Here is an 11,958-nt window from a genome sequence, read left to right as displayed (position 1 = left end):
TTCCGCAGTTGCGCTTCACTTCGCTCGCCGTGATCAGCTTACGGCGGGACTTCCACCCACAAGAGAACGCCCATGCTGGGCGCACAAACAAAAGGGGCGAGCCGTGGCCCGCCCCGCATTTTGTGCCCGCCGAAGCGGACTTGTTAACGGCTGGACCGCAGTTTCCCATCGGCTAAAACAGGTTTGCAACCAGCTGCGGGAAGAGTAGCAGACCTCTTTACGCTGTCAAGGGTTGTGGTACGCTTACCTTGGATGGAGGATATCAAGAACTCCTATCCTTCCACGCGAGCCCTTCCCTTCGAAAGCACGGACACGCCCCATGCAGCCCTACCGCCTGTCCCTTGACCTCGGTACGAACTCCCTTGGCTGGTGCGTGCTGGAACTGGACCACGCCGGCACGCCCAAGGGCATCCGCCGCATGGGCGTGCGCATCTTCACGGACGGGCGCAACCCGCAGGACAAAAGCTCGCTGGCCGTGGCGCGCCGGATCGCGCGGCAGATGCGGCGGCGGCGCGACCGCACCCTGACACGCCGCGCGCGGCTGCTGGGCGCGCTGATCCGTTTCGGGCTGATGCCGGCCGACCGGGCCGCACGGAAGGCGCTGGAAGGGCTGAACCCCTATGAGCTTCGCGCACGCGGCCTGACCGAACGGCTGGAGCCGCACGCCTTCGGCCGGGCGCTCTTCCACATCAACCAGCGGCGCGGCTTCAAGCCGGTGCGCCGCGCGGGCCAGGATGACGAAGCCGGCAAGATCCGCACCGGCATCGCCAGGCTGCGCGAGCGGATGGAGGCGGCCGGAGCCCCGACGCTCGGCGCCTTCTTCCATTGGCTGCGCCTGAACCGGGAGAGCGTGCGCGCCCGGCTGACCGGGCGCGGCGCCAAGGCCGAATATCCCTTCTACCCGGACCGGGAACTTCTGGAGGATGAATTCGACCGGCTGTGGGCCGCCCAGGCACCGCACCATCCGGCACTCCTGACGGAGGAAGCGCGCGCGGCCCTGCGCCGGCGCATCTTCCACCAGCGCCCGCTGAAGCCGCCGACGGTCGGCAAATGCTCGCTCTTCCCCGACGACGAGCGCGCGCCGCGCGCCCTGCCCTCGGCCCAGCGTTTCCGCTTCTACACCGAACTCGCCAACCTCAAGGTCATCGCGCCGGACCGCAGCGAACGGCCGCTGACGGTGGAGGAGCGCGACCTGATCCTGCGCACGGCGCGCGCCAAGCCCAGCCGGAAGGCCATCACCTTCCAGGACATCCGCAAGGTCCTGAAGCTGGGCTCGGACATGGAGTTCTCCCACGAATCCAACCGCCGGCCGGAGCTACAGACGGACGAGACGGCGGCTCTGCTCGCCGACAAGAAGCGCTTCGGCCCCCGCTGGGCGACGCTGACGCTTGCCGAGCAGGACGAAATCGTGGAGCGGCTTCTTTCGGACACGGACGAGGGCGCGCTGATCGACTGGCTGACCGCCCGCTGGGGGCTGGAGCCGGACGCCGCCGCGCGCGTGGCCGACGCCCCCCTGCCCGACTTCCACCTGCGCATCGGCCGGCGGGCGCTGTCCGTTCTGCTGCCCGTGCTGGAAGGCGAGACGCGCGAGGGCCGGCCGATCCGTTACGACGAGGCGGTGCCCGCCGCCATTCCCGGCGCCCATCACTCCGACCGGCGTCCCGACGAGCTGCTCGACCGCCTTCCCTATTACGCGGAGGTGCTGGAACGCCATGTCGCCTTCGGCACCGGCGAGCCCCGCGACCCGCTGGAAAAGCGCCTCGGCCGTCTCGCCAACCCGACGGTCCACATCGGGCTCAACCAGGTCCGCACGGTGGTCAATGCGGTCATCGACCGCTACGGGCATCCCCATGAGATCGTGGTGGAGCTGGCCCGGCCGCTGAAGCAGAGCCAGGATGCCCGCCGCCGCGCCGAGAAGGAGCAGGCCGAGAACCAGAAGAGGAACGAGGCGCGCAAGGCCCTCCTGCGCGGCGTCGATGCCCCCGTGACCGGCCGCAACCTGATGAAGCTGCGCCTGTGGGAGGAACAGGGAAGCGGGGTCAACCGCCGCTGCCCCTACACCGGCGAGACCATCGGGCTGGAGATGCTGCTGTCGGAGGCGGTGGACATCGACCACATCCTGCCCTTTTCCCAGAGCCTCGACGACAGCGTGGCGAACAAGCTGGTCTGCGTCGCGGCGGCCAACCGGGAGAAGCGCAACCGCACGCCCTTCGACGCCTTCCACCGGGACGAGGCCCGCTGGTCCATGATCCTCGGCTGCGTGGAGGATCTGCCGCCCAACAAGCGCTGGCGCTTCGGCGAACACGCGCTCCGGCGCTGGAAGGAGGAAGGCGGCTTCCTGGCGCGGCAGATCACCGACACGCAGTATCTCGCCCGGCTGGCGCGGGAGTATCTGCGCCATGTCTGCCATCCCGACCGGGTGCGCGTCTCGCCCGGGCGGCTGACGGCGCTGCTGCGCCGGCGCTGGGGCGTGGATTCCATCCTGCGCGACCACAACCGCGAGGGCGCCAACGCGCCCGCGGACGGCCCCACGGTCAAGAACCGGGACAGCCATCTGCACCACGCGCTCGACGCCGCCGTAATCGGCTGCATCGACCAGGGCATGGTGCAGCGGGTGGCCGAAACGGCAGGCCGCGCCGAGCAGGCCGGGCTGGAGCGGCTGCTGGACGATCTGGACCCGCCCTGGCCCGGCTTCCGCGACGAGCTGGCGGCGCGGGTGCGCGCGCTGACGGTTTCCCACAAGCCGGAACATGGCACGGGCGGGCGGCTGCACGAGGACACGGCCTATGGCCCGACCAGCGAGGCCGAGCGGGCAGAGGGCTTCAACCTTGTCTACCGCAAGCCGCTGGACGGCCTGACGGAGAAGGGAATAACGCGCATCCGCGCGCCCGACCTGAGGCGGGCGATGCAGGCGCGGTTCGACGTCCACAGGGCCGGCCCCGAACGGCTCGACGCCAAGGGCGCCGTCGCCAGGGCGGCGGAAGACCTCGCCGCCACCGCCCCCTGGGTCGGCATCCGCCGCGTCCGGCTCCTCGCCAAGGAGGCGGAGCCCATCTGGCTCGACGGGCCGGACGGGGAGCCCTACAAGGGGCTGATCGCGGGCGACGTCCACCACATCGACCTGCTGGCCCTGCCGGACGGACGCTGGACGGGACGCGCGGTGACGCTGTTCGACGCACGCCGGACCGCCCTGCCGGACGGGCGCGCCGCCCCCTGCGACCCTGCCGAGGGGGAACGCTTCGTCATGCGCCTGCACAAGGGCGACCTCGTCAAGCTGGAGCATGACGGGCGGCTGCGCGTCATGCGGGTGGCGTGGCTGGAGCCGTCCAACAACCGCATCCGCATGGCCGAGCATTCCGAGGCCGGCGAGCTGGACAAGCGCCATGCCGACCCGGACGATCCGTTCCGCTGGCTGATCGTGTCCTACGACGTGCTGCGGCGGCGCAAGGCGCGCCGGGTGACGGTCGATCCGCTCGGCGGGGTGCGGGACCCCGGCTTCCCGAAATGGGCGCTGTCCGAAAGCGCCGCCCTGTCCGGGACGGAGCCGGCGTCATGATCGGCCGCATCGTCGAGATCGCCGAGGATGGCCGGCACCTGTCGCTGTCGCGCGGCTTCATGGTCGTCGAGTCCAAGGGGCAGGAACTCGGCCGCATTCCGCTGGACGACATCGGGGCGGTGGTGGCGAACGCGCATGGGCTGACCTACACCAACAACCTGCTGCTTGCCTTGTCGGAACGCGGGGCCGTGGTGGTGCTGTGCGGGCCGAACCATGTGCCGGCGGCCTTCCTCTGGCCGGTGGACGGCCACCATGTGCAGGCCCAGCGCATGCGCTCGCAGCTCAACGTGCCGGCGCCGCTCGCCAAACGGCTGTGGCAGATGCTGGTGCGCGCGAAGATCCGCCAGCAGGGCGCGGTGCTGGAGGCGCGCGGGCAGCCGTCCGGCGCCTTCGAGACGCTGGCGCGCAAGGTGCGCTCCGGCGACCCGGAGAATGTCGAGGCCCAGGCCGCCCGCCGCTACTGGCCCCTTCTGTTCGGCCCCGAGTTCCGCCGCGACGCGGACGCCGGCGGCACGAACGGGATGCTGAATTACGGCTACGCGATCCTGCGCTCCACCGTGGCGCGGGCTGTCATGGGCGCGGGCCTGCACCCCTCGCTGGGGCTGTTCCACCACAACCGCGCCAACCCGCTGTGCCTCGTGGACGACCTGATGGAACCGTTCCGGCCCTTCGTCGATCTGGCCGTGGCACGGCTGGCCGATGCCGGCCACGAGGCGGTGACGCCGGAGACGAAACGCTTCCTGGCGCTCGTCCCCATGCTCGACCTGCCGACGCCGGAGGGCACGACGCCCTTGTCCACGGTGGTCATGCGGGCGGCGACCGCGCTGGCGCGCGCCTATGAAACCGGGGAAGCCGTGCTGAGCCTGCCCGGCGACGCGGGGCAGGCCTGGGCGCCGATGCCGCTGGAATGGCCGGTTCCACCGCGGGTTCCAACTCCGGCGTAGGATCAACCGATGCTGAGCGGGTACCGGATCATGTGGATGATGGTTCTGTTCGACCTGCCGGTGCTGACCAAACGCGAGCGCAAGGCCGCCACGACCTTCCGCAAGTTCCTGCTCGACCAAGGCTTCGAGATGTCGCAATTCTCCGTCTACATGCGGCACTGCGTCGGGAAGGAACAGGGGGAGGCGCTGACACGCCGCATCGAAAAGGCGATTCCCGCGACCGGCAAGGTCCACGTCATGTTCTTCACGGACAAACAGTACGAATCCATCCTGTGCTTCGACGGCCGGACCCGCCAGCCGTCCAGGAAGAATCCGGAGCAGTATGTGCTGTTCTGACCCCCGCCGAGCCGAATTTCGCGCGCGGAAAGCGCGGGATAAGCTTGCTTTTTCAGCAGCTTATCCCGCGATCCAGTTTAGCCGATGGGAAACTGCGGTCCAACCGCAACGTGGGCGAGGCGGTCACCATCACGGTCCCCAGTTTAGCCGATGGGAAACTGCGGTCCAACCGCAACCGCCAGAACGTACTCTGTGCCGTCCACATAAGTTTAGCCGATGGGAAACTGCGGTCCAACCGCAACCCAGGCCGTGTAGACCCGGCGCTCCTTGAAAGTTTAGCCGATGGGAAACTGCGGTCCAACCGCAACGACAGCCGACTTCGGGGCGGAGCGCCTGTGAGTTTAGCCGATGGGAAACTGCGGTCCAACCGCAACTGACCGTCTGCGGTCCCTACACCGGAGAGCAGTTTAGCCGATGGGAAACTGCGGTCCAACCGCAACCGCACGGTAGAGCGGTCGGAGGATCGGGGCAGTTTAGCCGATGGGAAACTGCGGTCCAACCGCAACTGGTTCTTGCCAAGGGTCTTGATTGGGCAAAGTTTAGCCGATGGGAAACTGCGGTCCAACCGCAACCGCGACACCATTCTTGAACGTCAGGCTGTAAGTTTAGCCGATGGGAAACTGCGGTCCAACCGCAACCACCTGCTCGGCATCCGGACCCGTGCGTTGAGTTTAGCCGATGGGAAACTGCGGTCCAACCGCAACGCGTTGTTCCGGCCGGCGATCTCGACGTCGAGTTTAGCCGATGGGAAACTGCGGTCCAACCGCAACTGCCCAAGTGGACGGGTCGAAGGCAACGCCAGTTTAGCCGATGGGAAACTGCGGTCCAACCGCAACCAGAAGCGCCGCATCAACACGCAGACGCTGAGTTTAGCCGATGGGAAACTGCGGTCCAACCGCAACCCGCTGGTCCGCCTGAACCTGGGGCCGGGGAGTTTAGCCGATGGGAAACTGCGGTCCAACCGCAACGAGGGCGGGCCGGTGCTGGCCGCCACCTCCAGTTTAGCCGATGGGAAACTGCGGTCCAACCGCAACATTCCACGCTGTGCGTGTAGCGCGGCGGGAAGTTTAGCCGATGGGAAACTGCGGTCCAACCGCAACGATGCCTTCGCGGCCGCCAAGAACCGGCCGAGTTTAGCCGATGGGAAACTGCGGTCCAACCGCAACGAAGTGGACAAGCTCGGCGCGGCTGTCGGCAGTTTAGCCGATAGGAAACTGCGGTCCAACCGCAACACTCGACCACGGCGCGGCCGTCGAACTTGTAGTTTAGCCGATGGGAAACTGCGGTCCAACCGCAACTGGTCGACGTGAACCATGCGGCCCGCATCAAGTTTAGCCGATGGGAAACTGCGGTCCAACCGCAACCCGCGCGTCGTCTCGGTGACGGCGGTAAGCAGTTTAGCCGATGGGAAACTGCGGTCCAACCGCAACAGAGTGGCGTAGGCGGCTATCGCAGCCGCGAGTTTAGCCGATGGGAAACTGCGGTCCAACCGCAACGAGCACGGCCGGAACAGCATGGTGATGGCGAGTTTAGCCGATGGGAAACCGCGGTCCAACCGCATGGGCGCTTCACGCGGCGCGCCGCCTGTTTAGCCGGCCTTGGAAATCATGCTGTACAGGAAGGGAGTTGGTTGGGGGACTAGGATTCGAACCTAGGCTGGCGGAGTCAGAGTCCGCTGTCCTACCGCTAGACGATCCCCCAGACCGTCACCGGAGCGCGCGTGCCGTCGGCCGGCGTCTCCGTGGTGTGGGCGGGCTTATAGCAACGCGGGGCGGGCTTGTGAAGCCTTTTTTTCGTCGCCATATGGGCGGCTTCCGGCGGTTTGCCCCCCCCTTCGGGAAAGGCGGCGCGGGCGGTCCCCGCCCTTGGCCTTCCTCGTAAGGAGGGTTTCGCCGTGCGACGAAAACGGTCTATGATGGTTCTCTTTTAGGGAATGTCTGGAGGGCGGCTTGGACGTGCAGGTGCAGAGCGAACGGCGCAGCGACACCGGAACGGTGCGTTCGTCGGCGCTTGCGCGGCCCGTCTTCGCCGCGCTGGATCTCGGGACCAACAACTGCCGGCTGCTGATCGCGCGGGCGGCTCCCGGCGGGTTCCGGGTGATCGACGCCTTTTCGCGCATCGTCCGGCTGGGCGAGGGGCTGAGCCGCAACGACCGGCTGTCCGACATCGCCATGCAGCGCACGCTGGCGGCGCTGAAGGTCTGCGGCTCGAAGATCGAGCGGCGCGGGGTGACCTCGGTCCGCGCGGTCGCGACGGAGGCCTGCCGGCGCGCCAAGAACTGCAACGAGTTCGTGGACGCGGTCGAGCGCGAGACGGGCATCGCCATCGAGATCATCTCGACGGAGGAGGAGGGCCGGCTGGCGCTGGCCGGCTGCGCCTCGCTGCTCGACCCGAAGGTGCCGCACGCCATCGTCTTCGACATCGGCGGCGGCTCGACCGAGCTGATGTGGCTGGCGCTGGAGCGCGGGCGCCCGCCGCGCATCATCGACCAGACCTCGATCCAGTGCGGCGTGATCGGCCTGACCGAACGGTTCGGCGGCAACGACGTCTCCCCCGGCGCCTACCGGCGCATGGTGGAGGACGTGGCAAACGCCATCGCCCCCTTCGAGGCGCGCAACGGCATCCGGGCGCATGTGGAACGGGGAGCCGTGCAGATGCTCGGCACGTCGGGCACGGTGACGACGCTGGCCGGGGTCAATCTCGGGCTCGGCCGGTACGAGCGCAACGCGGTGGACGGCAGCTATCTCCGGCTGAAGGACGCCCGCGCCGTGACCGAACGGCTCGTGGCGCTGGACTTCGACGGCCGGGCGCGGCATCCCTGCATCGGGCAGGAGCGCGCCGACCTCGTCGTCGCCGGCTGCGCCGTGCTGGAAGCCATCTGCGACTGTTGGCCGGTGGAGCGGCTGCGCATCGCCGACCGCGGCCTGCGCGAGGGCATACTCGTGGAACTGATCGGCTCGGCGCGCGATTGAGCGCGCGGCCTGGGCTTGGGACTTTGCAAGATCATGGTTGAAAAGAGACCGTCCTCCACCCCCACCGGGCGCCGCACGACGGTGCGCGTGAAGACCGCCGCCAAACGCTCGAACTCGTCGGCGCGCTGGCTGGAACGGCAGCTTAACGATCCCTACGTGGCCGAGGCTCAGAAGCGCGGCTACCGTTCGCGCGCGGCCTTCAAGATCCTGCAGCTCGACGAGAAGTTCGGCCTGTTCGCGCCGGGCAAGCGGGTGGTGGATCTGGGTGCCGCCCCCGGCGGCTGGACGCAGATGGCCGTGGACGCGGTGAGGACGCAGAAAGGGATGGGCCAGGTCGTCGGGCTGGACATCCTGCCGATGGACCCGGTCCCCGGCGCCACCATCATGCAGGCCGACTTCCTGGAGGAAGGGGCCGCCGACCGGCTGAAGGAGGCGCTGGGCGGGCCGGCCGACCTCGTGCTCAGCGACATGGCCGCCCCCACCACCGGCCACAGCCAGACCGACCATCTGCGCATCATGGGGCTGGCCGAGGCCGCCTACGACTTCGCGGAGGAGGTGCTGTCGCCCGGCGGCGCCTTCGTCGCCAAGCTGTTCCAGGGCGGGGCCGAGCGATCGCTGCTGGAGCGTCTGAAGCGCGACTTCGCCACCGTGCGCCACGCCAAGCCGCCGGCCAGCCGGTCCGACTCCTCGGAAACCTACATCGTGGCCACCGGTTTCCGGGGCAGGACGGCCGATCCGTCCGATGTGGACCCGGACGACAACTGGCGTGGCCGGGACGAGGACGAATAAGGGCTGTTCCCGGAGGACGCCGGCGGCCCTTCATGGCTGGAATGCGCCGCGGAGGCCCGCCGGCACGAGGTTTTGTGGCCCGCGCGCCTTCACAAGCCCATGGTCTTGTGTATAGTGCGGCAAATTTTCATCCGGCCCCTTTTTATCCGGGAGACCTCCTATGGCCCGCGACATCAAAATCCGCGAAGCGCTGACCTTTGATGACGTCCTCTTGGTTCCGGCCGAGAGTTCCGTCCTGCCGAACGAGGTCGACACCCGGACGCGCCTGACCAAGAGCATCGAGCTGGGCATCCCGCTGATGTCGTCGGCCATGGACACGGTGACGGAAAGCGCGCTCGCCATCGCCATGGCCCAGGCCGGCGGCATCGGCGTGATCCACCGCAACCTCACGGTCGAGCAGCAGGCCGAGGAGGTCCGCAAGGTCAAGCGCTTCGAATCCGGCATGGTGGTCAACCCGATCACCATCACCCCCGACGCGACGCTGGCCGACGCGCTGAAGCTGATGGCCGACCACCGCATTTCCGGCATTCCGGTGGTGGAGAGCGTCAACGCCAGCGGCACCGGCAAGCTGATCGGCATGCTGACCAACCGCGACGTGCGCTTCGCCAGCGACCCGCGCCAGCCCGTCAGCGAGCTGATGACCAAGGAGCTGGTCACGGTGCGCGAGGGCGTCAGCCAGGACGAGGCCAAGCGCCTGCTGCACCATCACCGGATCGAGAAGCTGCTGGTGGTGGACGAGAACTACCGCTGCATCGGCCTCGTCACCGTGAAGGACATCGAGAAGGCCCAGGCCTACCCGAACGCCTGCAAGGACGCCAAGGGCCGCCTGCGCGTCGCCGCCGCCACCGGCACCGGCCCGGACGGGCTGCGCCGCGCCGAGATGCTGTTCGACGCCGGCGTGGACGTGCTGGTGGTGGACACCGCGCACGGCCATTCCATGAAGGTCATCGACCAGGTCCGTGCCGCCCGCGCCATGTCGAACTACACCCAGGTCATCGCCGGCAACGTCGCCACGGGCGAGGCGGCCAAGGCGCTGATCGGCGCCGGCGCGGACGCGGTGAAGGTCGGCATCGGCCCCGGCTCCATCTGCACCACCCGCATCGTCGCGGGCGTCGGCGTGCCGCAGCTCACCGCCGTCATGGACGTGGTGGAGGAATGCGCCAAGCAGGGCATCCCGGTGATCGCCGACGGCGGCATCAAGTTCTCCGGCGACTTCGCCAAGGCCATCGCCGGCGGCGCCGACGTGGCGATGATCGGCAGCCTGCTCGCCGGCACGGACGAGAGCCCCGGCGAGGTCATCCTCTACCAGGGCCGCTCCTACAAGAGCTACCGGGGCATGGGTTCCGTCGGCGCCATGGCGCGCGGCTCGGCCGACCGCTATTTCCAGGCCGAGGTGTCCACCATGAAGCTGGTGCCGGAAGGCGTCGAGGGCCGGGTCCCCTACAAAGGCCCGGTCTCCGGCGTGATCCACCAGCTCGTCGGCGGCCTGCGCGCCGCCATGGGCTACACCGGCAGCCGCACCATCGCCGACATGCAGACCAAGTGCGAGTTCGTGCGCATCACCAACGCCGGCCTGCGCGAGAGCCACGTCCACGACATCACCATCACCAACGAAGCCCCGAACTACCGCCAGGGCTGATCCCCGGCGGCCCGGCAGCGGGCAGCAAAAAGCCCTTCCTCCGCAAGGAGGAAGGGCTTTTTCATGCGACCGCGCCGAGATCATCCCCTTGGCCGTCATTCCCGCGAAGGCGGGAATCCAGTCTCTCCCAAAGCGGAACCGTTGGAAACTCTGGATCCCCGCGTCCGCGGGGATGACGGTGGAAGGGTGGTCGAGAGCTTGCTTCAGTCAGTCAGCCGTAAAGTTAGCGCCCATGCGCTTTCGCGGGGATGACGGAACGTAAAACGGCGCCTATGGACTGGCCTGGTTCCGCTCACGCCACCCGGATGTTCTTGAACTGCCAGGGGCAATCCTTGTCCAGCTCTTCCGGGAACAGGCGGTTGCGGTCCTTCAGCGGGGTCCAGTCGCCGTAGATGCCGACCACCTCGCCCAGATAGGGAGCGGCCAGTGCCAGGATGCGCTGGAAGTCCATCTCGTCCGGCTCGACGATGCCGCGGTTCGGGTTCTCCAGCGCCCAGATGATGCCGGCGAGCACCGTCGCCGTCACCTGCAGCGAGGTCGCGTTGTTGTAGGGCGCCAGCTCGCGCGCCTCCTCGATGGACAGGCGCGAGCCGTACCAGTAGACGCCCTTCTTCGGCCCCATCAGCAGCACGCCCAGCTCGTCGCGGCCGGCGACGATCTCGTCCATCATCAGGCGCTGGTTGTCCTGCATGGTCCAGTTCTTGCCGGCCAGCTCGTTGATGGAGACCACCGCGTCGTCGCAGGGGTGATAGGCGTAATGCACGGTCGGGCGGTAGGTCACCCGCCCGTTCCGGGTCGCGGTGAAATAGTCGGCGATGGAGATCGCCTCGCTGTGGGTGATGAGGTAGCCGTGGTACGGCCCCTCCAGCGGCGTCCAGCTCCGCACGCGGGTGGCGGCACCGGGGCGCATCAGGTAGATGGCGGAACCGCAGCCGAACTGGTGATGGTAGCCGTCGGCCGGCATCTCCTTCTCGTGCGTGCCCCAGCCGAGTTCGGCGGGCTGGCAGCCCTCCCCCACGAAGCCGTCGATGGACCAGGTGTTGACGAACTCGCCGACCTTCTTCGGCACGTCGGACACCTGGGTGTCGCGCTCGGCGATGTGGATGACCTTCACCTCCAGCGCCGAGGCCAGCTCCGCCCAGCCCTGGCGGCTGGTCGGCACAGCGGTCTCCATGCCCGTGTCGCGGGCGAGGTCGAGCAGCGCCTGCTTCACGAAATGCGACACGAGGCCGGGGTTGGCGCCGTGCGTCAGCACCGCCGTCGGGCCGCCGGCGAAGGCCGCGCGGCGCGACAGGGCCGCCTCGCGCAGGGCGTAGTTGGAGCGCTCCGACACCGAGAGCGAGCTGTCCGTGTAGCCGCCGGCCCAGGGCTCGATGCAGGTGTCGGTGTAGAAGGCGCCGACCTCCTGGCAGAACTCGACCAGCGCGATGGAGGACACGTCCACCGACACGTTGACCAGGAAGTCGCCCTTGCCCAGCAGCGGCCCCAGCACGTCGCGGTAATTGTCGCGCGTCAGCGGGTCGATGATGAAGGGGACGCCGTAGGCCTCGGCCTCCTCACGCCCGCGCTCCTCCGCCGTCACGATGGTGATCCGGTCGGCGGTGATGGGAAGATGACGGAAAATCAGGGGCAGAACACCCTGGCCGATGGAACCGAAGCCGAGTATGACCATACGGCCAGCGAATTCGCAAAGTTTGTTGTCCAGGGTCATTGGATATTTCT

At 68.1% G+C, this 11,958-nt stretch carries 7 protein-coding genes, 1 tRNA gene and 1 CRISPR repeat array; of the genes, 6 read left to right on the top strand and 2 right to left on the bottom strand.

Annotation, left to right across the window (positions count from 1 at the left end):
• Positions 1–319: 319 nt before the first annotated feature.
• From cas9 to cas2, 3 genes are read left to right on the top strand one after another with little or no spacing between them, the layout of a single operon-like run.
• Positions 320–3,556, top strand: coding sequence for a type II CRISPR RNA-guided endonuclease Cas9 (gene cas9, locus JUB11_RS30005; RefSeq protein WP_207462477.1), 3,237 nt, complete (start codon positions 320–322; stop codon positions 3,554–3,556).
• Positions 3,553–4,500: a type II CRISPR-associated endonuclease Cas1 gene (gene cas1, locus JUB11_RS30000; protein WP_207462476.1), complete on the top strand. Its 948-nt coding sequence runs from the start codon at positions 3,553–3,555 to the stop codon at positions 4,498–4,500. The genes cas9 and cas1 overlap by 4 nt, the downstream gene beginning before the upstream one ends.
• A 9-nt stretch (positions 4,501–4,509) precedes the next feature.
• The gene (gene cas2 / locus JUB11_RS29995; protein WP_207462475.1) at positions 4,510–4,836 is read left to right on the top strand and encodes a CRISPR-associated endonuclease Cas2; all 327 of its coding nucleotides are present in this window, start codon (positions 4,510–4,512) and stop codon (positions 4,834–4,836) included.
• A gap of 74 nt (positions 4,837–4,910) precedes the next feature.
• Positions 4,911–6,398: a CRISPR direct-repeat array (repeat unit 36 nt; unit sequence AGTTTAGCCGATGGGAAACTGCGGTCCAACCGCAAC).
• A gap of 65 nt (positions 6,399–6,463) precedes the next feature.
• On the opposite strand, the gene JUB11_RS29990 is transcribed toward cas2, so the two are convergent.
• Positions 6,464–6,537 (bottom strand) — tRNA-Gln (locus JUB11_RS29990).
• Between the two features lie 254 nt (positions 6,538–6,791).
• On the opposite strand from JUB11_RS29990, the gene JUB11_RS29985 reads away from it, so the two are divergent.
• The 3 genes from JUB11_RS29985 (at position 6,792) to guaB (ending at position 10,236) form a co-directional block, all read left to right on the top strand.
• On the top strand, positions 6,792–7,808 hold the full coding sequence (locus tag JUB11_RS29985; protein ID WP_348771538.1) for a Ppx/GppA phosphatase family protein: 1,017 nt from the start codon (positions 6,792–6,794) through the stop codon (positions 7,806–7,808).
• A 33-nt stretch (positions 7,809–7,841) separates the two neighbouring features.
• A complete protein-coding gene (locus JUB11_RS29980) occupies positions 7,842–8,597 on the top strand; it encodes an RlmE family RNA methyltransferase (RefSeq protein WP_207462473.1) in 756 nt (251 codons plus the stop codon).
• Between the two features lie 160 nt (positions 8,598–8,757).
• Positions 8,758–10,236: an IMP dehydrogenase gene (gene guaB / locus JUB11_RS29975; protein ID WP_207462472.1), complete on the top strand. Its 1,479-nt coding sequence runs from the start codon at positions 8,758–8,760 to the stop codon at positions 10,234–10,236.
• A 292-nt stretch (positions 10,237–10,528) separates the two neighbouring features.
• Here guaB and JUB11_RS29970 read toward each other — a convergent pair whose 3' ends face one another.
• A complete protein-coding gene (locus JUB11_RS29970) occupies positions 10,529–11,947 on the bottom strand; it encodes a saccharopine dehydrogenase C-terminal domain-containing protein (protein WP_207462471.1) in 1,419 nt (472 codons plus the stop codon).
• Positions 11,948–11,958: the final 11 nt, after the last annotated feature.

The organism is Azospirillum sp. SYSU D00513, assembly GCF_017356015.1.
GTDB lineage: Bacteria > Pseudomonadota > Alphaproteobacteria > Azospirillales > Azospirillaceae > Azospirillum.
Note: the sequence above shows the minus strand (reverse complement) of the source record. Positions and strands in the feature narration are given on the sequence as shown.

What these genes read in the sequence shown, in the direction of transcription:
- cas9 (WP_207462477.1), top strand. Translation starts at nt 320, where the DNA reads ATGCAGCCCTACCGCCTGTCCCTTGACCTCGGTACGAACTCCCTTGGC.
- cas1 (WP_207462476.1), top strand. Translation starts at nt 3,553, where the DNA reads ATGATCGGCCGCATCGTCGAGATCGCCGAGGATGGCCGGCACCTGTCG.
- cas2 (WP_207462475.1), top strand. Translation starts at nt 4,510, where the DNA reads ATGCTGAGCGGGTACCGGATCATGTGGATGATGGTTCTGTTCGACCTG.
- JUB11_RS29980 (WP_207462473.1), top strand. Translation starts at nt 7,842, where the DNA reads ATGGTTGAAAAGAGACCGTCCTCCACCCCCACCGGGCGCCGCACGACG.
- guaB (WP_207462472.1), top strand. Translation starts at nt 8,758, where the DNA reads ATGGCCCGCGACATCAAAATCCGCGAAGCGCTGACCTTTGATGACGTC.
- JUB11_RS29970 (WP_207462471.1), bottom strand. Translation starts at nt 11,947, where the DNA reads ATGACCCTGGACAACAAACTTTGCGAATTCGCTGGCCGTATGGTCATA.